This is a genomic window from Pseudomonas sp. TNT2022 ID642, from assembly GCF_028656995.1.
GTDB lineage: Bacteria > Pseudomonadota > Gammaproteobacteria > Pseudomonadales > Pseudomonadaceae > Aquipseudomonas.
The window spans coordinates 1-20712 of sequence record NZ_JAMDGW010000002.1 but is presented as its reverse complement, the minus strand read 5'-3'; the positions used below and the strand labels follow the sequence as shown (position 1 = coordinate 20712).

Here is a 20712-nt window from a genome sequence, read left to right as displayed (position 1 = left end):
GTTCAGATCTTGGCGGCGCGGCGCTGATGGCGCTCCATATAGCGCTCGACGTAAGAGCACGACGGGATCACCGTGTAACCCATTTCTTCGGCGTACTGCAGCGCGCTTTCGGTCAGCGCTGCGGCAATGCCACGGCCACGCAGGGCGTTGGGCACAAACGTGCGATAGATATCCAGGGTCTGTTTCCCCAGATCCATATAAGTCAGGTAGGCACGATGACCGTCCACATTGGTCTCGAACTGATGACCAGCCTGGTCATGGTGGATGGACAACGCCTCGCTCATCACTACTCCTCGCGGGTCTTGAATTCTGACCCCTACCTTACCGATGTTTTTCCGGCGAAGGAACATCTACGCCACTCCGTGCCTGATGGACACCGAGAAGAGCCACACCGATCTCGCGCAACCTGGCACCTGATAAATAGTAGGCACCATTGGCAAAAATGCTCAAGGTACGCTCGTCATCAAGCGAGTTGGCGGGGGTTGCTCCGATGGACGCAGGGTGAGCCTGGGAGAAGATCTTCCCGGGCCGTTCACCTGAACATTGCCGGATGTTGAGACTTAAGACGTGCAGCCTTTTTTAAAGTCACCTCAACATGGACAAAGATAAGCGAAGCAGCACGCAGAATCGGAACAAAAGTGTGGACGAATTCATCTAGACAGACTTATCCAAGACTGCAAAAACAGCAGGCAGTAACGGGAACTTTTTCTCAATAACTCGCTCTGCGCGGGGCTTGCAGCTGGGTATTTTTTATACAGCGCAGTTAAAAGTTGCTCGAAAAAGAATCAGCGCCTACAATTTTTTTTGCTTCTTGCCTTACGTCAGTTTACTTACTACAAGTAATGGGTAGTATGTACGCCGGCTATTTCCTCAATCGTGAGGAGACAGCCACTTAATTGAAAGTCCTTGAAGGGGAACACGATGAACAACGTTCTGAAATTCTCTGCTCTGGCTCTGGCCGCAGTTCTGGCTACCGGTTGCAGCAGCGCATCGAAAGAAACCGAAGCACGTCTGACCGCTACTGAAGACGCAGCTGCTCGCTCCCAGGCTCGTGCAGACGAAGCTTACCGTAAAGCTGATGAAGCTCTGGCTGCTGCTCAAAAAGCACAACAGACTGCTGACGAAGCTAACGAGCGTGCTCTGCGCATGCTGGACAAAGCTAGCCGCAAGTAATAATCCTTCGGGGTTGTTATCGAGCCGACCCGATTTTTCGGGTCGGCTTTTTTATGTCCGATGCTTTTCCCCGGGCAATAAAAAACCCGCCGACGCTTCACGCATCGGCGGGTTATGCACCCAGACTTATTGCTGCAAGTCGATCGGTGTACTCGAGACCATCGGCGCCGAGGTACTCGGTGTGCCGATTTCCGTTGGCAGGCCATCTTCGGCTGCGACCACATCACGCACCACATCCCAGTTCACGCGCAGGTTGCTGGTGACGTCTTCACGCTTGAGCATCGCGTTGATGACCGCAGTGTGCTTGTCGACCACCGACGGGTTGCCCTTGTCGTCGATTGGCGTGTGCGCTTCCAGATAAACCTTGCCGCCGCTGCTGCCGAACTTGTAGGCATCGTTGAGGATACGCACCGACGTGCCTACCGGGACCATGCCGGCCATTTCCAGCACGTTATTGTTGAACATGCGGAAGCAGCCGTGACTGGTGCGCATGCCGATACCGAATTTCTTGTTCGAACCGTGAATCAGGTAACCCGGCGTTCCCAACGTGAACTTGAACGGACCCAGCGGATTGTCAGGGCCGGCCGGCACTACGTTCGGCAATGGATCGCCATCAGCGGCGTGCTCAGCCTTGATCGACGCAGGAGGCGTCCAGGTCGGGTTTGGCGTCTTGGCGGTGATCGAAGTATGTGCGATCGGCGAACCCCAACCCTCACGACCGATACCCAGCGGGAACGTGTACACCACGTTGCGGCCTTTCGGGAAATAGTAGAGGCGGTATTCGGCAAGGTTGATGACGATGCCTTCACGCGGGCCCGGCGGCAGAATGAAACGGGTCGGCAAGACGATTTCGGTGCCGGCGCCCGGCAACCAGGCATCGACGCCCGGGTTGGCCGCGACCATTTCCGAGTAACCCAGATCGTACTTCGTACCCAGATCGGCGAAGGTGTCTTCGTACTTGGCTTTGATCACCTGCACCTGACCGATGATGTCTTCACCGGGTGGTGGCAGGGGAAACTCCAATGCAGCAACGGGACCGGCCACACACAGGGCGGCAAGTGACAGGCAGCGGGTGACGGCAGGAAAGCGCGGCAACATCCGGAAAATCCTTCGCATGATCAACAAGGGTATAAGAGCGCGATTGTACACCGCACTTTGAATATTCGGGGAGACAGCCCGATGGACCGCGTCAGGCCTTGAAAAGATCGCAGCCTGCGGCAGCTCCTACAGGTGTACGCCCTTCCTTGTAGGAGCTGCCGAAGGCTGCGATCTTTTGACCTTAAAGCTCGAATCGCAGCTCAGGCCAGATCGGCGAAGTCCCACGCTTCTGCGATTCCAGAATCGCCCGGCACAACGAGCACAGACGCTGATCCTGAAACACCCGGCGATCAACGCTCGACCAGCGCGGCTGCGCCGGCAGCAGACTGCCGCACAGGGTGCGATCGGCCGAGCCACCGAGTTCGAGTTGCCGCGTCACCAGATGCACCCGCACTTCCTGGCAGGCGAACAGATCCAACTGCTCGTCAGGCTCGATCAGTTGGTAGGCAAACAGGGACCAGGCAGAACGCGACATCGGGGGCTCCAAATAAGGGGGCGCCACATTAGCCGAAAGCCTGCCCTTAGAAAAGCCTCATAACAGCGGTTTTAGCGTCGGCCAGACATTTTCCAGCAACTTGCCCTGAGCCCCGGCCGCCGGGTGCAGACCATCGGCCTGCATCAGGTCCGGATGACCGCCGACGCCGTCGAGGAAAAACGGCACCAGCGGGATGTTTTTATCGTCGGCAAGCTTGCCGTAGACCTCGGCGAAGGCATCGGTGTAACGCTTGCCATAATTGGGCGGCAGTTGCATGCCGAGCAGCAGCACCTTGGCCCCACTCTGACGAGAACTGTCGATCATCGAGGCAAGATTTTGTTGCAATTGAGTTGGCGGCATTCCGCGCAAGCCATCGTTGCCACCCAGTTCGAGGATCACCAGCTCGGGTTTATGCTCTGCAAGCAGCGCGGGCAGGCGCGCCTGGCCTCCGGCACTGGTGTCGCCGCTAATGGAAGCATTGACCACTTTATCGTCGAAACCCTCCTGTTTGAGCCGTTGTTCGAGTAACGACACCCACCCCAAGCGGGTATCCAGTCCGAAACCGGCGCTGATACTATCGCCAACGATCAGGACAGTACCCGCCGCTGCGTTCTGGGCCATGCACATCAAGGCCAGGCCAGCACTCAAAAACCACACACGCATCGGATTCTCCATGGGCGCAAGCATTCTCACCGCGAAGAACCTCAGCAAAGTGGTTCCCAGCGCGGAAGGTGAACTGACTATCCTGCACGAACTCAGCCTGGAACTGAACAAGGGCGACAGCCTGGCCATCGTCGGCGCGTCCGGTTCCGGTAAATCCACCCTCCTCGGCCTGCTCGCCGGTCTCGATCTGCCGAGCAGTGGCGAAGTCATTCTCGCCGGCCAGGGCCTGAGCAATCTCGATGAAGACCAGCGCGCGCGCATTCGTGCCGAACACGTCGGTTTCGTCTTCCAGTCGTTTCAGTTGCTCGACAGCCTCAACGCGCTGGAAAACGTCATGCTGCCACTGGAACTCGATGGCCGCAAAGACGCCCGTGAACGGGCGACGGAGTTGCTCCAGCGCGTCGGCCTTGGCCAGCGCCTGACGCACTCGCCACGTCAACTCTCCGGTGGTGAGCAACAACGGGTGGCAATCGCCCGCGCCTTTGCTGCCGAGCCTGATGTGCTGTTCGCCGACGAACCGACCGGCAACCTCGATAGCCACACCGGCGAGCGCATCAGCGATTTGCTCTTCGAATTGAACAAGGAACGCGGCACCACTCTGGTGCTGGTGACCCACGACGAACGCCTGGCCCATCGCTGCCGGCGTCTGATCCGACTTGAAGCCGGGCTGTTGGTCGCCCCTCTGGAGCCTTGATGGCACGTCTGCCGCTGTTGCGTCTGTTCAGTCTCGCCATTCGCCAACTCATGCGCGATGCCCGCGCCGGCGAATTGCGCGTGTTGTTCTTCGCTTTGGTCGTGGCGGTGGCGGCAAGTACCGCCATCGGCTACTTCGGCGCCCGCCTGAACGGCGCCATGATGCTGCGCGCCACCGAATTCCTGGGCGCCGATCTGGTTCTCGAAGGCAGCTCTCCAGCCCGTGAAGAACAGATCAGGAGTGGCACCGAGCTGCGTCTGAAGCATGCGAAAGTGGTGGAGTTTTCCAGCGTCATTGCCACCGACAACGGCATTCAGCTGTCGAGCATCAAAGCCGTCGACCGCGCCTATCCGCTACGCGGCGAACTGAAGAGTGCGCCAGCCCCGTTCGCCACCGAAGAAACCGGCGGTGAACCGCAACCCGGCGAAGCTTGGGTCGAGGCACGCTTGCTGACGGCGCTGGATCTGAAGATCGGCGACAGCATCGATGTCGGCATGAAGACATTGAAAATGACCCGCGTGCTGACCTACGAACCGGATCGCGCCGGCAACTTTTACAGCCTCACGCCGCGGGTCATGATCAACATCGACGACCTCGCCGCCACCGGCGTCGTGCAACCTGGCAGCCGTGTGAGTTACCGCGAACTGTGGCGCGGTGAACCGCAGGCGCTGGAAACCTATCGGCAACTGATCAAACCCGGGCTCGCCGCGAACCAGCGGATTCAGGATGCGCGTGATGGCAACCGGCAGATTGGCGGTGCACTGGGCAAAGCCGAGCGTTATCTGAACATGGCCAGTCTGGTCGCCGTGCTGTTGGCCGGGGTCGCAGTGGCGTTGTCGGCCAACCGTTTCGCCAGTCGCCGCTTCGACGCGAGTGCCTTGCTGCGTTGCCTCGGATTGTCGCGGCGGGAAACCATGGTGCTGTTCAGTTTGCAGCTGACCGTGCTCGGCCTGCTCGCCGCACTCAGTGGCGCATTGCTCGGCTGGCTCGCGCAGTTGGGCTTGTTCGCCCTGCTCCATGACTTGCTGCCAACCGACGTCCCGCCGGGCGGTCTGTTTCCAGCCATCGCCGGGATCGGCACCGGGTTGGTGGCGCTGGCCGGTTTTGCCTTGCCGCCGCTCGCTGCGCTGGGCCGCGTGCCGCCGTTGCGTGTACTGCGCCGCGACATGCTGCCGATTCCGTCGAGTACCTGGATGGTTTACGGCGCAGCCTTGGGTGCGCTCGGCCTGATCATGTGGCGCCTGAGCCTCGATCTGCTGCTGACGTTCGCCTTGCTCGGTGGTGGTGTAGTTGCCGCGTTGGTGTTGGGCGGTCTGCTGTTGTTACTGCTGCAAAGCCTGCGGCGGATGCTCGCCCGTGCTTCGCTGCCGTGGCGGTTGGGTCTGGGCCAGTTGCTGCGCCATCCCTTGGCAGCGGCTGGTCAGTCGCTGGCATTCGGCCTGATTCTGCTGTCGATGGCCTTGATCGCCCTGCTGCGTGGCGAACTGCTCGACACCTGGCAAAACCAGCTACCGAAAAACGCTCCCAACTATTTTGCCCTGAACATTCTGCCAGCAGACAAACAGGCCTTCACCGATCACCTGATCAAAGTGTCCGCGCAAGCGGCGCCACTGTATCCGGTGGTACCGGGGCGCCTGATCAGCATCAACGGCGAAGCCGTGCAGCAAATCGTCAGCAAGGATTCGGCGGGCGATCGCGCCGTTCAAAGAGATTTGAGTCTGACCTGGGCCGCTGACTTACCGGCGGGCAACAAGCTCACTTCGGGTGAATGGTGGAAGGATCAGCCGACCGACGGCGTTCCCGGCGTATCGGTGGAAGGCAAAGTCGCTGAAAGCCTCAAGCTCAAACTCGGCGATCACATGGTGTTCAGTGTCGGCGGGGTCAATCGTGAAGCGAAGGTCACCAGCCTGCGCGAAATCAACTGGGACAATTTCCAGCCGAACTTCTTCATGATCTTCCAGCCTGGCACTTTGAAGGATCTGCCCGCGACCTACTTGACCAGTTTCTATCTGGCTCCGGGTCATGATCAGCAGATCGTCGAACTGTCGCGAACCTTCCCCGCTGTGACCATTCTTCAGGTCGAAGCGCTGCTGGAACAACTGCGCAGCATCCTCGCCCAAGTCACCCTGGCCGTGGAATATGTATTGTTGTTTGTCTTGGCGGCTGGAATGGCCGTGCTGTTTTCCGGCTTGCAGGCGACGCTCGATGAACGCATTCGCCAAGGCGCGCTGTTGCGTGCGCTGGGTGCGGAACGGCAGTTGCTGATCAAGGCGCGGCGCATCGAGTTCGGTTTACTCGGCGCGGTCAGCGGTTTGCTCGCGGCGATCGGTTCGGAAGTGGTGAGTCTGGTGCTGTATCGCTACGCGTTCGATCTGCCATGGCATCCGCATCCGTGGTTGTTGGTGCTGCCGCTGATTGGCGCGGCGCTGATTGGTGGTGCCGGCGTCTTCGGTACGCGCCGGGCGCTCAACGCAAGTCCACTGACAGTGTTGCGCGAGGGTTGATAGACTCAAGCGGTCTTAATCAAAAGAAGTTGCCATGAGCCGTTATCGCCCTCCCCGCACCGCCGGCACCGCGCTGATCACCCCTGAAGGTGAAGCGCGGATGCGCGCCGAATTCCATGAGTTGTGGCATGTGCGCCGCCCGCAAGTCACGCAATCGGTCAGCGAGGCGGCGGCTCAGGGCGATCGCTCGGAGAACGCCGAATACACCTACGGCAAGAAGATGCTGCGCGAGATCGACAGTCGCGTGCGCTTTCTCACCAAACGCCTGGAAGCATTGAAAGTCGTCAGTGAAAAACCCAGTGACCCGAACAAGGTCTACTTCGGCGCGTGGGTGACCATTGAAGACGAAGACGGCAAGCAATCGCGCTACCGCATCGTCGGCCCGGATGAACTGGATCTGAAACTGGGTCTGATCAGCATCGACTCGCCACTCGCCCGCGCCTTGATCGGCAAGGCGCTGGATGCAGAAGTCAGGGTGCAGACACCGACGGGTGAGCAGTTCGTTTACATCGTCGCCATCGACTATCCGTAAAGCCTGTCAGCGGCGAGTGATCAAACCCTGGCGCGCAACGCGGACCAGTTGCTTGATCATCTCCGGCGCATCCTCAGCGCTCGGCGCCTGAATCACCGCCAGATCAAAACTGTCACTGGCAAAGCGCGCCAGCGACTCGCCGTCTTCGACAAACTGGATAAGGAACGCGGCAGGACCGCCGCTGCGACGTGGCCAGCCATCGAGATAACGCAACAGCGTCGGCTGATGTTTGCCGCCAAGGAGGATTTTCGGGTTGCGCTGGGTGATATGCGCAGTGATCGGCGCGGGACGTGCTGGAGGGCGTAGTGCATTCATCGTGTCGTGTCTCTGCCTCAAAAGTCTGCATGGCAGGTGAGAGGCAACACCGAACCAGCGCTTTAGCGGTATTTCGAAGCCCTGTTCCGGCTTCTGACGGCGACTGTTGAAGTCACCTGGCGCCCCGCAAGTAGCTGTTTAAATCGGCGCATGGGCAACATCCTAGAGAACGTGACCGATCAGTGTCAAGAATCAGCCGCAACAAAAAAGGCCCGCACAATGCGGGCCTTTTCCTTGAGCCAGAGCGCTTAACCGGCGATGGCGCGGTCCACCGAGAGCTTGCCGGCGCCTTCGATCAGCACGGCGAGGCTGCCACCGAGCAGAGCCAGGGCGAACTCGTAACCGTTGTTGGCCATAAACAGACCGTTGCTGATGTGTACGGTGAAGATTGCCACCAGCGACAGGAAGGTCAGACCCAATGCTGCCGGACGCACCAGCAGACCGATGATCAAGGCCAGACCGGCGAAGAATTCAGTACCGCCGGCCAGCGTCGCCATCAGGTAGCCCGGGTGCAGACCGATGCTGTCCATGTACTGCGCGGTGCCTGCCAGACCATAACCACCGAACAGACCGAAAAGTTTTTGCGAACCGTGAGCCGCGAAGATCACGCCGACAGCGATGCGCAGGATGGTCAGACCGTAGCCAGCGCGGGTGAACAGTACTTTGTTGATCAGAGAGCTCATGGGGCATTCCTTGTTTTTGCGAGAAGTTATGTGTGTTGGTTGGCCGCTATATTAATCAATAAAATTCATGTTAAAAGCGCAAATATTCCGCCATAACAATCAGTTTATTAGATCATTTCCGTGAGACGACTTTTTGCGCCCCGGGCTCCAACGACTCCCGCTCCCGGTCGAACGCCAAGTAATACTTGTTCACGCTATTAACATAGCTGACCGGCCCCATTCCTACCTGCTCCATGGCGATGCGCTCGACCTGGAAGAACCACTGGTTCGGATTCAACCCGCGCCGCCGGGCCTCAGCGCGCATGCCCTGCACGCGCTCGGGGCCGATGTTGTAGGCCGCCAGGGTAAAAGCCATGCGTTCGCGCTCGTTGAGCTTGGGGCTATTGAAGAACTTGCGGCGGATCATCGCCAGATACTTGGCCCCAGCCTGCACATTCGCATCGAGATTCTGAATATTGTTCACGCCGACTCGCTGGGCGGCGGACGGGGTGATCTGCATCAGCCCGGTCGGGCCACTGCCGCTGCGGGCATTGGGTTGCAGGCGTGACTCCTTGAACGCCAGTGCGGCCAGATTCAGCCAGTCCATGTTCTGCGCCTGGGCGTGCTTTTGCAGGGTCGGGCGTAGTTTTTCCAGGCGCTGGCGATCAGCCTTGGCCAATGGATAGTGGACTTGATAGAGACGCCGATAGATGCGCAGAAACGCAGCATCTTCGTTGGATGGCTTCTTGTAACCGCCGAGGAAGCGGTCAATGCTTGCGCGCAACATCGAAGCATCGCGGCGCACGAACCAGTACTCCTCGCCCGGTTCGCTGACCATCAGTTGCCGGTCAAACCGCAGCTTCGACAGGATCTTGCCCCAGCGCTCGGCGATGGGTTGCTCGACGATGGTCAGATGGAAAATTCCACCCTGAACCATCTCCAGCACGTCTTCGACCGCCAGAGTCGGATCGACCCATTCGATCTTGATCGGCGCCAGTTTGTGCAATGCCAGTTTCTGATTGAGCTGACTGACCGCCTCCCCCGCCGCACTGCCGGTCGGCAACGCCAGGGTTTTGCCGGAAAGCTGCTCGACTTTGCTGTAGCGCCGCTCGCCCTTGATCCCGACCAATACCAGCGGCACGTTGCTGGCAATCGGTTCGCTGCTGGCCACGGCATAGCCCGGTTGCAGATCGAGCAATTCGCCCGGCGCCACCAGATCGCCTTCGCCACGCTGCAAGGCGCCGAGCAATTGATCCTTGGCTTTGGGAATGATCTTGAGGGTGACTTCCTGACCGTCGCGGGCGTGGCCATTGAGGTATTGCTCAAAGGCGCGCAGACGATGGTATTCGACGCCGATGGCTTGGCCCTGAACTTCGCCGGAACTGTTGCGGCTCTGATTGACCAGCACGCGCAACACGCGGCTGCTGCGGATCTCGGACAAGTCCCGCACCTTGGCGGCCGGCAAGGCTTGCAACGGCCCGGGCAGGCGCGCGACCGCCGTCATCGGCAGTAGCAGCGATCCACACAACAGCAGCAAAACCGAGGGACGAACCATCCACTCTCCGGAAAGAATACGGGGCGATTTCATCTTTAAAATGTCGAAATCACCGACGAAAACAGAGCGCCATGAGCGCTGGCAACGTGCGAGAGACTGGCACAGTAATGGCACTTCTACCAAACCGGTCTGCGTCGCGGCATCAACAGACAGCTATAAGTCGTTGTAGTTCTTGGCTTTTCTTATGAATCTACAGCTCTGGTATGCTTTCCGGCCTTCGGCCCGAGGTAGCAACCATGCAACTCATCGATATCGGCGTCAACCTGACCAACCCCAGTTTCGCCGACAAACACCAAGCCGTCCTCGACCGCGCCTATGCCGCCGGAGTCTGCCAACTGGTGCTGACCGGCACCAGCGTCGAGGGCAGCGAACAAGCTTTAGAGCTGTGCCAGCAACTCGATGAAAGTGGCCAGCGGCTGTTCGCCACCGCCGGTATTCACCCGCATTCGGCCAGTGACTGGAACGCTGACAGCGCCCGTCGTTTGCGCAGTCTGTTGCACGAGAAAAACGTTGTTGCCGTGGGTGAATGCGGGCTGGATTTCAACCGTGATTTCTCGCCGCGCCCACAGCAGGAAAAAGTCCTCGAAGAGCATTTGGCCTTGGCCGTTGAACTGCAATTGCCGGTGTTTCTGCATGAGCGTGATGCCAGCCAGCGCCTGCTGGAAATCCTCAAAGGCTTCCGCGATCAACTGCCCGCCGCTGTGGTTCATTGCTTCACCGGCGAGCAAAAAGCCCTGTTCAGCTACCTCGATCTGGATCTGCACATCGGTATCACCGGCTGGATCTGCGACGAGCGCCGTGGCACGCATTTGCATCCGCTGGTGAAAGAGATCAAGCGTGGGCGCTTGATGCTGGAGAGCGATGCGCCGTATCTGCTGCCGCGCACCCTGCGACCAAAACCGAAAAACGGCCGCAATGAGCCGGCCTATCTGACCGAAGTACTGCGCGAAGTAGCGTTGCATCGTGGCGAAACCGAGGAAGATCTGGCGGCACACACCACCGCGTGCGCCCGCGCGTTTTACAACCTCCCGGCATTGGCGTAAGCCGCAAAAGATCGCAGCCTTCGGCAGCTCCTACAGGATGTACGCCATCCCAATGTAGGATCTGCCGAAGGCTGCGATCTTTTGATCTCTTGACCCACATCAAATCGAGCCTTCTGCATAGCGGCACAATGCTGGCACCTTGCCAAAACTGTTTCCGCTATCAGAGAAGACCTCCATGGGTGCCTGGCTTAGCAATATCTCGCTGAAATACAAATTCTGGGCGGTCAATGCGGTCGCCTTCGTCACTACCCTGTTGCTGGTGCTGTACGCCGTGCAGCTTGAACAACAGGCGCGCAGTCACGCATCACAGGCCTCGGCGCAAGCTCAGGCGCAATTGCTCAAGGCCTGGCCGGCCGGGCAGCCATTGCCGAAAGCTGATCAAGTGCTGACCTTTAAACGCGGCGAAGCACCGCGCCTGAACGATCAACCCTTGCTGGAAATCACTGAAAGCAACGGCTGGAACGACATCAATCACATGCCGCTGTTCGGCGAAAATCCGTTGATGGGTGCCGAAGTGTTCAGCCGTGCCGATGGCCAGCAGGTTGCGGTGATTGCTTATGGCCCGAGCCTGAGTCAGGTGTTCAGCGAGCGTTTCGCCAATTACGCGGTGGCGGTGTTCATCCTGATGTTCGCCATGCTGTGTGCCTCGCAACTGTTGATCCGCTTCCTGCTCAGCCAGCTCAACACGCTGAAAGACGTAATGCTTCACGTCGAGAAAAGCGGCGATCTCTCGGCCCGAGTGCCGCTGGCCGGCAAAGACGAAGTCGGGCAGATGGCTAATGCGTTCAACGCGATGCAGGCCGGTTATCAGCGCGTCGTCACCACGGTGGCCAACACCGCACGGCAACTGGATGTCGGCGCGGCACGGCTGGCGTCGAGCATGAATGAGGTGCGCCACGGCATGCTCGGCCAGCAGAGCGAAACCGATCAAGCCGCTACCGCGATCAATGAAATGACCGCCACGGTTTATCACATTGCTCAACACGCCGGCGCCACCCGCGACCTGTCGCAGACCGCCGATGGTCTCGCCGGCAGTGGTCAGCAAGTGGTCGCCCGGGTGCAGCATTCGATTGCCGGGTTATCCAGCGGCGTGCAGCAGACGGCCGAGATGATTCAACGGCTGGCCGAAGACAGTCAGAAGATCAACGGCGTGGTCAGCGTGATTCACAGCATTGCCGAGCAGACCAACCTGCTGGCGCTGAACGCGGCCATCGAAGCGGCGCGCGCCGGTGAGATGGGCCGGGGGTTTGCGGTGGTCGCCGATGAGGTGCGCAATCTGGCGAAACGGGTGCAGACCTCGACCGACGAGATCACCACCATGGTCTCGGCGTTGCAGGCTGGCACCCGCGACGCGGTGGATTTCATGCAGGAGAGTTCGTACAAGGCCGACGATTGCGTGCAGCAAGCGCAGGAGGCCGGCGCGGCGCTGGCGGAAATCACGGGAGCGGTAGCGCAGATGCGTGAAAGCAATACGCAGATTGCCGTGGCGGCGGAGCAACAAAGCCAGGTTGCCGAGGAGATGAACCGGGCGGTGGTGAGTATTCGTGATGTGACCGAGAACACCGTGCAGCAGACTGTGGACTCGGCGACGACCAGTAATGAATTGGCGACGTTGGCTGGGGAACTGAGCAGGGCCATAGGTCAATTGAAACTCTGAAGATCAAAAGATCGCAGCCTTCGGCAGCTCCTACAGGTGTACGCATTTCAATGTAGGAGCTGCCGAAGGCTGCGATCTTTTTTGTCCATCATTACTATGATGCCAATAGCCAACCTTGATTCGCCGCCCTCCGCGCCCGGGCCTATTCTTCAACCATGAGTTCAACATGGATCGAGGAGTAGAAAACATGGGCAAACGTCACCCCAATCTTCCCGCGTGGCAATGGCGCGCGTACCCGGGTAATCACCAGCACCCGACCAATCTGGTGCTGCACCTGATCGCCGTGCCGCTGTTCATCGTCGCGTTTCTGCTGATCGTCTCCGGGGTGTTCAGCCTGAGCCTGGCCAGTGTGGCCATCGGCGTGATTGGCATCATCGCGGCGCTGGGTTTGCAGCGTCATGGCCACAGCCTGGAGGCGCAAGCCTCCGAGCCGTTCAGTGATCGTAAAGATGCCGTCTCGCGTTTACTGGTCGAGCAGTTCCTGACCTTCCCGCGCTTCTTTCTCAGTGGCGGCTGGTGGCGCGCCTGGCGTGAACGCCACCGTCGGCACTGAGTCAGGCGAAGATCGTGACGGTCTGGCGACTCATCGCAATCAACTCACCTTCCGCGCTCCACAGCTTGGCGGCGACATGGCCGTAGCCATCGGCGGCATACTCGATGTCGGCCAGGTATTGGCACCAGTCCAGCGTGCTTAAGTCGCGTAGCGGCTGAACGAATTCGATGGTCCAGGTCAGCGTGCTGCCGGGTGCAGGCTTCTTCAGATACGGCAACAGCGCCGGCGGCCATGCGTCCACCAGGGCCAACAAATGCGCCTCATTGACCGGCTCTTCTTTGACATCCCCACGCAAGCGCACCCAGCCGCCCATCAGCCGCGATTGATTGCCGGTGAACGGCATCCCACCGACACTCCAGCGCATCGCCAGATGACGCATGAATTCCGGGGTCACGCCTTTGATATAAGGCAACTCCTGGCATTCGTCACAGTGTTTCATTGACGGCGCCGGATACGCTTCGACGGCAACCTCCGATGGCCGCGAAGCGCCAAAACTGCCTTGGACGATGGTCACCACCTGGCCATTCTGCATCGCCCGGCCCATGACCTGGCTGACCGCTTTGCCTTCGCGCAGCACGTCTACTTCGAAACGCACCGGGACTTCGGGTTCGACAGGGCCGACAAAGGTGATCGCCAGCGAACGCACCGGGCGATCCGCCGGCACTTGCGCACGCATGGCTTCGTATTGCAGCGCGGCAACCAGGCCACCGAAACTGGCACGGCCCTGGCCCCATTCGGCAGGAATGGTCAGTTCCGGTTGGCGGCGGACCGCATCGAGCAGATCGCTAAAGCGCATGGCAACCTCAGAAAACGAGAAAGGACTGCAGGGATCTTAACCAGACCTGCACAGCGCCGCAGCGTCTATTCCGGTCAAATGGGCTGACAGAAAGGCCTTAGCGTATTTCAAATACAGACACAAAACCCCGTAGGAGCTGCCGAAGGCTGCGATCTTTTGATTTTGATTTTTAACAACAAGATCAAAAGATCGCAGCCTTCGGCAGCTCCTACAGGGGATATCGCGGGGCTAAGGTTATTTGAAACAGGCTGAACTGAGTTTTTCCAGCACGCGATCAGCCTTGCTTTCGGCTTTGATCATGGTCGCCTGCCAAGTGGCGACACAGGGCTGCAGATCCGCCTCAAGCTCAGCCTTCGCCAGCCACTGCCAGCAATCGTGCCAGTCGCCCAACGCGCCTTGGGCCGACTTCAACCGCGCCAGCGCCGCCTCGGGCAAGCGGTCGAGTTCGGGATAGGCTTCGATGCCGTAGCGCACGCGTTTGATCAGCAAGCGCAAGCGATGACGGTCGTGAGCGGGATCGTGCAGCGCCTCGTCAAGTTTCTGCCATTGCTTGCCCAAGCGTTTTTCGATGCGCTTGTCCAAACCTTTGAGCAAGCCCTGACGTTGGGAAGCACGCAGGAATCGCGGGAAAGCGTCGAGAATCATCAGCAGCGAAGCCACCTCGGCACTCGCCGCCAGCGCCGGATAGGCCTCGGCCATCTGCGCCATGCGCCGCTGCGCGGCTTCAGGCTGATCATGCTGAAGCAAGTACGCCGCCAACACTTCGCGATCGCGCCATGGCGTGGTCAATTGGCCGACTGCCGAAGCGGCGTCTTCCAGTTGCTCGACTCCGGGCAAGCCACGCAATGGCCGCAACAGGCTGCGCAAGCGCCGCACCGTAGTGCGCAGATCGTGCAGCGCCTCGGGGTCGGTACGTGCCGTCAATCGCGCCTGACAGGCTAACAGCCGCACCTCCAGACTCAGGACATGAGCCACCAACCGGTCAACCAACGCAGACATCACTTGCTCCTGATTCAAATGGCTCTGACGAACATTCTGCTGCCCAGCGAACGCAGCCTCCTTGCCTCACGTCAGCAGCTTAGCGGCCAGCGCGGGATTCGCGAATGTAGAAACGCGCCTTCTCGGCCTTCTTGCTGCAACCTTCAAAGCCCTCGAATTGCTGCTGGGTCTTGGCGGCGGTCAGCAGCGACAACGCTTTGGAGTAGCTGACAGTGCCGGCAAAGCCTTCAGCCTTGGCCAGATCCAGCTCATGCCAGGCCGCGTCGAGCTGGCTGCCGCAGCTATCGCGGTAAGCGGTTTTACCGGCGCAACCGGCCAATGCCAGAGCCATCAACGGCACACAGATCCAGGCTTTCATCACTCACACCTCAAAATAGGTCAACAGTCGTGCAGGTAAGACGGTAAGGCTGCGAAAAAGTGCCTTGCCGGCGGGTGAAACCGCGCAACTGAGAAGGATAGCGCCGAAGGGTCATGCAGTATCGAAAAAACGACGTCACCGGCGCACTCAACGACCTCGGCGATTGAGCCAGCCCGGCGATGGGTGCATTGTGCAACCTTGTCGGGAGGACGCTGGATGAAAAAACGAGTCGCACTGGTGCTGGGCTCCGGTGGCGCCCGGGGCTATGCCCATATCGGGGTCATTGAAGAGATCGAGAAACGCGGTTACGAAATCGCCTGCATTGCCGGGTGCTCGATGGGCGCAGTGGTCGGCGGGATCTATGCCGCCGGCAAACTCGACGTTTACAAAAACTGGATCGAAAGTCTCGACTATCTGGATGTGCTGCGGCTGGTCGACGTGAGTTTTCGCCTCGGTGCGATTCGCGGCGAAAAGGTCTTCGGGCAGATCCGCAAGATCGTCGGCGAGGTCAACATCGAAGACTTGCGCATTCCTTACACCGCCGTCGCCGCCGACCTCACCAATCAACAGGAAATCTGGTTTCAGGAAGGCTGCCTGCATCAGGCCATGCGCGCCTCGGCGGCGATTCCCAGCCTGTTCACCCCGGTGATGCAGGGCAATCGCATGCTGGTCGATGGCGGCATTCTCAACCCGTTGCCGATCGTGCCGGTGGTGTCGAGTCACTGTGACCTGATCATTGCAGTCAATCTCAACTCGACCAACCAGCGTCACTACAAATTGCCGGTGATCCAGCGCCCGGCCGCGTTCCGCTCGCGCTTCGACAGCCTGATCAGTTCGCTGGGGTCGAAGATGCCGTTCCGCCGAACACAGGCCGAGCAACTGTTACGGCTTGAGCAGGAAGCGCTGCGCGCCGAGGCGGCGGATATCAATCCATGGCTTGAAGGCGCCGAACCGGAGAGCCAGCAACCCGCCGCCGCACCCGAGCGTGAAGGCGCGCCGAAATCGGCGACCGGCTCGTTCATCATCGATAACGTCGGGCCGGCATCGTTGCTGGATTTGATCAACCAGAGTTTCGAGGTAATGCAGACCTCGCTGGCACAGTACAAGATCGCCGGCTATCCGCCGGATATCCTGATCAACGTGCCGAAGCGGGTGTGCCGGTTTTTCGAGTTTTACAAAGCGCCGGAGCTGATCGCGTTGGGGCGCGAGATTGCGCGGGATACGCTGGATCGGTATGACAGTGAGCAGCAGCAATAAAGATCAAAAGATCGCAGCCTTCGGCAGCTCCTACAGGGGAACGCATTCCAATGTAGGAGCTGCCGAAGGCTGCGATCTTTTAGCTATCCCGCAGATTCCAACAGCCGATAGCCAACCCCGGCCTCAGTGACAATAAACCGCGGCCGCGTCGGATCATCCGCGAGTTTCTGGCGCAAATGCCCCACCACAATCCGCAGATAATGGCTGTCCTCGGTGTGGGTTGGCCCCCAGATATCCTTGAGCAATTGTTGCTGGGTAATCACTCGCCCCGGATGCCGCGCCAGTTGCGCCAGCACCGCATATTCCTTGCGGGTCAGCGCCACTTCGACACCGTCGAGCAACACCCGCCGATAGGCCAGATCCACGGTCAGCGGGCCGAAACTCAACGCCGCCTGCTGCGCCTCCCCCGCCGGCGCCTGACGCAACAAGGCGCGGACCCGGGCAAGAAATTCCTGAATGCCAAAGGGCTTGGTCACATAGTCATTGGCGCCGCCATCCAGCGCCTGGACTTTCTGCCCTTCGCTGGCGCGCACCGAGAGCACCAGCACCGGCGCCGTGGCCCATTCACGAAACTCGCGCAGCACTTGCTGGCCGTCCATGTCCGGCAGGCCTAAATCGAGCACCAGCAAGTCCGGTTTGTTCAGCGCCGCTTGCGCCAGACCCTCGGCTCCGGTGCCGGCCTCGAGCACTTTGTAGCCTTGGGAAGCGAGGCTGATGCGCAGGAATTTACGGATCTGCGGTTCGTCGTCGATGACCAAAATGGTCGCGGTCTGGCTCATGAATTCACATCAACACAAATGATTGGCAAGAGAGTAGCGCAGTCGGCTTCAGCCTTCATCGTCCATCCCCGGTTGCGTCTGCAACGGCAAGTGCAAAGTGATGCAGGTTCCGCGTCCGTCGATGCCGTCGGCGACACTGATGCGACCGCCGTGCGCACCGACCATGCCCTGACAGATCGCCAGGCCCAGGCCGGTGCCCTGGCCGCCGCGATCACCCCGGGCAGCGGTGTAGAACATGTCGAAAATCTTCGCCCGCTCGTCCTCGGGAATCCCCGGCCCCTCGTCGCTGACCGAGAAGAAAATTTCCTGGTCATTCGCTCCCGCATTCAGTTGCAGACGACCGTGAGGTGGCGAAAAACGTGCAGCGTTTTCCAGCACATTGACCAGCGCCTGTTCGATCAACGCGGCGTGGACAAACAGCAGCGGCAGTTCACTTGGCACATCGGTGCTGACCTGCAACGGCGCCAGCACTGCGCGCAGACGATTGAGCGAACTGCCGACGATGTCGGCCGGCGACACCCAGTCTCGCGCAAGTTTCAACGCACCGTGGCCGAGGCGGGTCATGTCGAGCAGATTCTGGATGTAGCGGTCGAGGCGTTCGGCTTCATCGCGGGTGCCTTCGAGCAACTCGCGACGGTCCTCCAGCGGTATCGCCTCGCCGAGGGCCAACAGGCTGTCGATGCTGCCGCGCATGGCGGTCAGCGGCGTGCGCAAGTCATGGGACACGGAGGCCAGCAAGGCACTGCGCAATTGTTCGGTCTCACCGTGCAGCCGGGCGGCTTCCAGATCATCCGCCAACTGCGCGCGCGCCAACGCTTGGGCGAGCGGCTGACTCAATGCGGTGAGCAAGCGGCGACGCTGGCCACTCAAGGTCTGGCCTTCTTTGGCGCAGACACCGAGCAGCGCCAGCGGCCCGTCCTCGACCGACAGCGGCCACCACCACCAGCGTCCGAACGGCAACGTGCCGGTGCCCATGCCCGCCGGTTGGTCGTGTTGCCAGGCCCAGTCGGCGGCGGCGCGTTCGGACTCGGTAAACTCCAGCGGCCCGCCGGTCTCGACTTTCCAGCCGCCCTGGCCGTCGCGATTGAGCAGGCACAGTTGCAGATCGCTCCAGCCGTTGAGGTGTTGCGCAGCGGCGCTGACCACGGCTTGGCGATCGGTCGCGGCGGTGAGTTTGCGCGACAGATCGAGCAGTTCGCTGGTCTCCTCCTGGGTGTCGCGCAGGGCCTGCAATTGACGCCGCTGACGCGCCGCGAGATTGCCGGTCAGTGCCGCCATCAGCAGGAAAAACAGCAGGGTCAACACGTCTTCTTCGCGCTGAATGCTGAAGGAAAAATTTGGTGGAATGAACAGAAAGTCATAGGTCAGAAACGACAGCGCAGCACAGGCCAGCGCCGGGCCGAGACTGCTGCGCACCGCGACCAGCAACACCGCCGCGAGGAACACCAGCGAGATGTTCGGCAACGGCAACACACTCGACACCGCCCACGCCAAAGCACTGGCCAACACCGTGGCGACCAGCGCCAGCGCATAGTCGAACCACACCAATGTCAGCGCGTTGCGCGGGCGCGGTTGATGCTGTTCATGGTCGCTGTCGAGGACGTTTATTTCCAGTCCGTGGGCCTGACGCAGAAGGCGCGCCGCGAGACCGCCGCCGAACAGACGACGGCGCAGCCGCGGTCGGGATTGACCGACTAATACCAGACTCGCGCGGCGTTCGGCGGCATGCTGAATCAGGGGTTTCGCCACCTCACCGGCGCGCAGTAAAACCACTTCACCGCCAAGACGTTCGGCCAGTTGCTGGGCACTTTGCAGGCGCAGACGCGATTGCTCGTCGCGCACACTGCCGTTATCGACATGCACCAGACTCCACGGCAGATGCCGGCGCTGGGCAACGCGACTGGCGTGACGTACCAGGCGTTCGGCTTGCGCATCACCATCAACGCCGACCAGCAAGCGCCCACGCACCGCCGGGGCGGCCTGACCGAGTTGACGATAGCCTTGGGCGAGATCGTCATCGACCTGCGCAGCGGCGGTTTGCATCGCCAGTTCGCGCAATGCGGTGAGGTTGGTCTGGGTGAAAAACGCATCGATCGCCGCGCGCGCCTGCTCCGGCACGTAGACCTTGCCTTCACGCAGACGCTCGAGCAATTCGCGCGGCGGCAGGTCGATCAACAGCAGTTCGTAAGCTTCTTGCAGCACCCAGTCCGGCAGGGTTTCGCGCACTTGCACACCGGTGATGCCGCGCACCTGATCGTTGAGGCTTTCCAGGTGCTGGACGTTGACCGTAGTGAACACGTCGATGCCGGCGGCGAGCAGTTCCTGAATGTCTTGCCAGCGTTTCGCGTGGCGGCTGCCGGGGGCGTTGCTGTGGGCCAGTTCATCGACCAGTACCAACTTCGGCTTGGCCGCGAGAATGCCGTCGAGGTCCATTTCTTCGAGCATCACGCCACGGTATTCCGAGCGCACCAACGGTTGCTGCGGCAGGCCGCCGAGCAGCGCTTCGGTTTCAGCGCGGCCGTGGGTTTCGACGACGCCCGCAATAACTTTCACGCCTTGGCGCAGCTGTGTGTGCGCAGCCTGAAGCATGGCGTAGGTCTTGCCGACACCGGGGGCGGCGCCGAGAAAAACCTTGAGCCGCCCACGGCCATCACGGGGCAGGTCTGCTAACAGCGCGTCGGCGCGGCCGGAGTCGCTCATGCTTGATGTTCTCTCTTCCTGATTGATCGTTCCCACGCTCTGCGTGGGAATGCATCAATGGACGCTCCGCGTCCGCTTTGGTGGGACGCAGAGCGTCCCGGGCTGCATTCCCACGCAGAGCGTGGGAACGATCAATTTCTACAGTTTTTCCAGTGCCATATTCAGCTCAAGCACATTCACCACCGGCGGCCCCACCAGCGGCTGTTCGATATGCGCATCGAGCAGTTGCTGAAGAGTCGATACCGGCACATTTCGCGCTGCCGCGACACGCGCCAGTTGATAGGCAATTGCTGCCGGTGGCAAGTGCGGATCAAGGCCGCTGCCGGAGGTGGTCAGCAGGGCCAACGGCACCGGGCCTTGGCCGGGAACCTGCAATTTGTTGGCGTCGTCGATCACGCGGGTTGCCAGTGCCGGGTTGCTCGGCGCCAGGTTGCTCGCGCTGCTGGAAACCGTCGCAAACGCACCGGCGGAGGGACGTGGGTGGAACCACGCATCGCCGACAAAATCCTGAGCAATCAGCGACGAACCACGGACTTTGCCATCGGCGTCATGCACCAGGCTGCCGTTGGCTTGCGCGGGAAATGCGACTTGCGCAACGCCGGTTACCACCAGTGGATAGGCGACGCCGGTGACCAGGGTCATCAGCACCAGCAGGCTCAGGGCCGGACGTATCATTGTGGACATTTCAAGATCCTCGAATTCGTTGGGCAAACTTTGGTGGGGTGTCAGGGAGATCTTTTCCCCCTCACCCCAACCCTCTCCCCCAAGGGGGCGAGGGGAAAGGGAGCCGATCTTTGTGCTTTTCAAAACCTGAGTTCGGCTCGGTATTTCAGGTCGGTGTAGCTCTCGTAAACACCTCGGTCAGTCCCCTCTCCCCCCATGTCGCTAAGGGGAAAGGG

General features: G+C 60.3%; 21 protein-coding genes. 8 read left to right on the top strand and 13 right to left on the bottom strand.

Annotated features, from left to right (window positions below):
* Positions 1-2: 2 nt before the first annotated feature.
* Positions 3-284, bottom strand: a complete 282-nt coding sequence (locus M5G26_RS03515) for a GNAT family N-acetyltransferase (RefSeq protein ID WP_003226804.1) — start codon at positions 282-284, stop codon at positions 3-5.
* Between the two features lie 637 nt (positions 285-921).
* On the opposite strand from M5G26_RS03515, the gene oprI reads away from it, so the two are divergent.
* Complete coding sequence (gene oprI / locus M5G26_RS03510) at positions 922-1173, top strand: outer membrane lipoprotei OprI (RefSeq protein ID WP_003199355.1); 252 nt, start codon at positions 922-924, stop codon at positions 1171-1173.
* A gap of 126 nt (positions 1174-1299) precedes the next feature.
* On the opposite strand, the gene M5G26_RS03505 is transcribed toward oprI, so the two are convergent.
* From M5G26_RS03505 to M5G26_RS03495, 3 genes are all read right to left on the bottom strand, one after another.
* Positions 1300-2271, bottom strand: a complete 972-nt coding sequence (locus M5G26_RS03505) for a L,D-transpeptidase family protein (protein WP_102900375.1) — start codon at positions 2269-2271, stop codon at positions 1300-1302.
* 181 nt (positions 2272-2452) lie between these two features.
* On the bottom strand, positions 2453-2746 hold the full coding sequence (locus tag M5G26_RS03500) for a hypothetical protein (RefSeq protein WP_007908575.1): 294 nt from the start codon (positions 2744-2746) through the stop codon (positions 2453-2455).
* Positions 2747-2803: 57 nt separating this feature from the next.
* Positions 2804-3409: an arylesterase gene (locus M5G26_RS03495; RefSeq protein ID WP_122608515.1), complete on the bottom strand. Its 606-nt coding sequence runs from the start codon at positions 3407-3409 to the stop codon at positions 2804-2806.
* A 10-nt stretch (positions 3410-3419) separates the two neighbouring features.
* Here M5G26_RS03495 and M5G26_RS03490 point away from each other — a divergent pair, with 10 nt between their 5' ends.
* The 3 genes from M5G26_RS03490 to greB are packed head-to-tail and all read left to right on the top strand — an operon-like array spanning position 3420 to position 7139.
* Complete coding sequence (locus M5G26_RS03490) at positions 3420-4103, top strand: ABC transporter ATP-binding protein (protein WP_007908572.1); 684 nt, start codon at positions 3420-3422, stop codon at positions 4101-4103.
* Positions 4103-6607, top strand: a complete 2505-nt coding sequence (locus M5G26_RS03485) for an ABC transporter permease (protein WP_273914456.1) — start codon at positions 4103-4105, stop codon at positions 6605-6607. The genes M5G26_RS03490 and M5G26_RS03485 overlap by 1 nt, the downstream gene beginning before the upstream one ends.
* Before the next feature lie 34 nt (positions 6608-6641).
* A complete protein-coding gene (gene greB / locus M5G26_RS03480) occupies positions 6642-7139 on the top strand; it encodes a transcription elongation factor GreB (protein ID WP_003226818.1) in 498 nt (165 codons plus the stop codon).
* A 6-nt stretch (positions 7140-7145) separates the two neighbouring features.
* Here greB and M5G26_RS03475 read toward each other — a convergent pair whose 3' ends face one another.
* The 3 genes from M5G26_RS03475 to M5G26_RS03465 all read right to left on the bottom strand — a co-directional run bounded on the left by M5G26_RS03475 (position 7146) and on the right by M5G26_RS03465 (position 9671).
* Positions 7146-7454, bottom strand: a complete 309-nt coding sequence (locus M5G26_RS03475) for a hypothetical protein (protein ID WP_016985510.1) — start codon at positions 7452-7454, stop codon at positions 7146-7148.
* Between the two features lie 248 nt (positions 7455-7702).
* The gene (locus M5G26_RS03470; protein ID WP_007908568.1) at positions 7703-8137 is read right to left on the bottom strand and encodes a DoxX family protein; all 435 of its coding nucleotides are present in this window, start codon (positions 8135-8137) and stop codon (positions 7703-7705) included.
* A 112-nt stretch (positions 8138-8249) separates the two neighbouring features.
* A complete protein-coding gene (locus M5G26_RS03465) occupies positions 8250-9671 on the bottom strand; it encodes a transglycosylase SLT domain-containing protein (RefSeq protein WP_150694185.1) in 1422 nt (473 codons plus the stop codon).
* A gap of 236 nt (positions 9672-9907) precedes the next feature.
* Here M5G26_RS03465 and M5G26_RS03460 point away from each other — a divergent pair, with 236 nt between their 5' ends.
* The 3 genes from M5G26_RS03460 (at position 9908) to M5G26_RS03450 (ending at position 12924) form a co-directional block, all read left to right on the top strand.
* Positions 9908-10714 carry a TatD family hydrolase gene (locus tag M5G26_RS03460; RefSeq protein WP_273914455.1) on the top strand — a complete coding sequence of 269 codons (807 nt, stop codon included), beginning with the start codon at positions 9908-9910 and terminating at the stop codon, positions 10712-10714.
* A gap of 175 nt (positions 10715-10889) precedes the next feature.
* Positions 10890-12371 (top strand): methyl-accepting chemotaxis protein, encoded by a 1482-nt coding sequence (locus M5G26_RS03455; protein WP_273914454.1) that lies wholly within the window; start codon positions 10890-10892, stop codon positions 12369-12371.
* 187 nt (positions 12372-12558) lie between these two features.
* Complete coding sequence (locus M5G26_RS03450; RefSeq protein ID WP_034155260.1) at positions 12559-12924, top strand: terminase; 366 nt, start codon at positions 12559-12561, stop codon at positions 12922-12924.
* Position 12925: 1 nt separating this feature from the next.
* Here M5G26_RS03450 and M5G26_RS03445 read toward each other — a convergent pair whose 3' ends face one another.
* The 3 genes from M5G26_RS03445 to M5G26_RS03435 form a co-directional block, all read right to left on the bottom strand.
* Positions 12926-13720: an acyl-CoA thioesterase gene (locus tag M5G26_RS03445; RefSeq protein WP_273914453.1), complete on the bottom strand. Its 795-nt coding sequence runs from the start codon at positions 13718-13720 to the stop codon at positions 12926-12928.
* 234 nt (positions 13721-13954) lie between these two features.
* Positions 13955-14719, bottom strand: a complete 765-nt coding sequence (locus tag M5G26_RS03440) for a CHAD domain-containing protein (protein WP_273914452.1) — start codon at positions 14717-14719, stop codon at positions 13955-13957.
* A gap of 79 nt (positions 14720-14798) precedes the next feature.
* Positions 14799-15077, bottom strand: a complete 279-nt coding sequence (locus tag M5G26_RS03435; protein ID WP_007908543.1) for a hypothetical protein — start codon at positions 15075-15077, stop codon at positions 14799-14801.
* Positions 15078-15293: 216 nt separating this feature from the next.
* Here M5G26_RS03435 and M5G26_RS03430 point away from each other — a divergent pair, with 216 nt between their 5' ends.
* On the top strand, positions 15294-16334 hold the full coding sequence (locus tag M5G26_RS03430; protein WP_134176340.1) for a patatin-like phospholipase family protein: 1041 nt from the start codon (positions 15294-15296) through the stop codon (positions 16332-16334).
* A gap of 83 nt (positions 16335-16417) precedes the next feature.
* Here M5G26_RS03430 and M5G26_RS03425 read toward each other — a convergent pair whose 3' ends face one another.
* From M5G26_RS03425 to kdpC, 3 genes are all read right to left on the bottom strand, one after another.
* The gene (locus M5G26_RS03425; protein ID WP_134176341.1) at positions 16418-17113 is read right to left on the bottom strand and encodes a response regulator; all 696 of its coding nucleotides are present in this window, start codon (positions 17111-17113) and stop codon (positions 16418-16420) included.
* Between the two features lie 48 nt (positions 17114-17161).
* Positions 17162-19813, bottom strand: coding sequence for a sensor histidine kinase (locus tag M5G26_RS03420; RefSeq protein WP_273914451.1), 2652 nt, complete (start codon positions 19811-19813; stop codon positions 17162-17164).
* A gap of 138 nt (positions 19814-19951) precedes the next feature.
* The gene (gene kdpC / locus M5G26_RS03415) at positions 19952-20497 is read right to left on the bottom strand and encodes a potassium-transporting ATPase subunit KdpC (protein WP_007908524.1); all 546 of its coding nucleotides are present in this window, start codon (positions 20495-20497) and stop codon (positions 19952-19954) included.
* Positions 20498-20712 lie beyond the last annotated feature (215 nt).

What these genes read in the sequence shown, in the direction of transcription:
- M5G26_RS03515 (WP_003226804.1), bottom strand. Translation starts at nt 284, where the DNA reads ATGAGCGAGGCGTTGTCCATCCACCATGACCAGGCTGGTCATCAGTTC.
- oprI (WP_003199355.1), top strand. Translation starts at nt 922, where the DNA reads ATGAACAACGTTCTGAAATTCTCTGCTCTGGCTCTGGCCGCAGTTCTG.
- M5G26_RS03505 (WP_102900375.1), bottom strand. Translation starts at nt 2,271, where the DNA reads ATGTTGCCGCGCTTTCCTGCCGTCACCCGCTGCCTGTCACTTGCCGCC.
- M5G26_RS03500 (WP_007908575.1), bottom strand. Translation starts at nt 2,746, where the DNA reads ATGTCGCGTTCTGCCTGGTCCCTGTTTGCCTACCAACTGATCGAGCCT.
- M5G26_RS03495 (WP_122608515.1), bottom strand. Translation starts at nt 3,409, where the DNA reads ATGCGTGTGTGGTTTTTGAGTGCTGGCCTGGCCTTGATGTGCATGGCC.
- M5G26_RS03490 (WP_007908572.1), top strand. Translation starts at nt 3,420, where the DNA reads ATGGGCGCAAGCATTCTCACCGCGAAGAACCTCAGCAAAGTGGTTCCC.
- M5G26_RS03485 (WP_273914456.1), top strand. Translation starts at nt 4,103, where the DNA reads ATGGCACGTCTGCCGCTGTTGCGTCTGTTCAGTCTCGCCATTCGCCAA.
- greB (WP_003226818.1), top strand. Translation starts at nt 6,642, where the DNA reads ATGAGCCGTTATCGCCCTCCCCGCACCGCCGGCACCGCGCTGATCACC.
- M5G26_RS03475 (WP_016985510.1), bottom strand. Translation starts at nt 7,454, where the DNA reads ATGAATGCACTACGCCCTCCAGCACGTCCCGCGCCGATCACTGCGCAT.
- M5G26_RS03470 (WP_007908568.1), bottom strand. Translation starts at nt 8,137, where the DNA reads ATGAGCTCTCTGATCAACAAAGTACTGTTCACCCGCGCTGGCTACGGT.
- M5G26_RS03465 (WP_150694185.1), bottom strand. Translation starts at nt 9,671, where the DNA reads ATGGTTCGTCCCTCGGTTTTGCTGCTGTTGTGTGGATCGCTGCTACTG.
- M5G26_RS03460 (WP_273914455.1), top strand. Translation starts at nt 9,908, where the DNA reads ATGCAACTCATCGATATCGGCGTCAACCTGACCAACCCCAGTTTCGCC.
- M5G26_RS03455 (WP_273914454.1), top strand. Translation starts at nt 10,890, where the DNA reads ATGGGTGCCTGGCTTAGCAATATCTCGCTGAAATACAAATTCTGGGCG.
- M5G26_RS03450 (WP_034155260.1), top strand. Translation starts at nt 12,559, where the DNA reads ATGGGCAAACGTCACCCCAATCTTCCCGCGTGGCAATGGCGCGCGTAC.
- M5G26_RS03445 (WP_273914453.1), bottom strand. Translation starts at nt 13,720, where the DNA reads ATGCGCTTTAGCGATCTGCTCGATGCGGTCCGCCGCCAACCGGAACTG.
- M5G26_RS03440 (WP_273914452.1), bottom strand. Translation starts at nt 14,719, where the DNA reads ATGTCTGCGTTGGTTGACCGGTTGGTGGCTCATGTCCTGAGTCTGGAG.
- M5G26_RS03435 (WP_007908543.1), bottom strand. Translation starts at nt 15,077, where the DNA reads ATGAAAGCCTGGATCTGTGTGCCGTTGATGGCTCTGGCATTGGCCGGT.
- M5G26_RS03430 (WP_134176340.1), top strand. Translation starts at nt 15,294, where the DNA reads ATGAAAAAACGAGTCGCACTGGTGCTGGGCTCCGGTGGCGCCCGGGGC.
- M5G26_RS03425 (WP_134176341.1), bottom strand. Translation starts at nt 17,113, where the DNA reads ATGAGCCAGACCGCGACCATTTTGGTCATCGACGACGAACCGCAGATC.
- M5G26_RS03420 (WP_273914451.1), bottom strand. Translation starts at nt 19,813, where the DNA reads ATGAGCGACTCCGGCCGCGCCGACGCGCTGTTAGCAGACCTGCCCCGT.
- kdpC (WP_007908524.1), bottom strand. Translation starts at nt 20,497, where the DNA reads ATGTCCACAATGATACGTCCGGCCCTGAGCCTGCTGGTGCTGATGACC.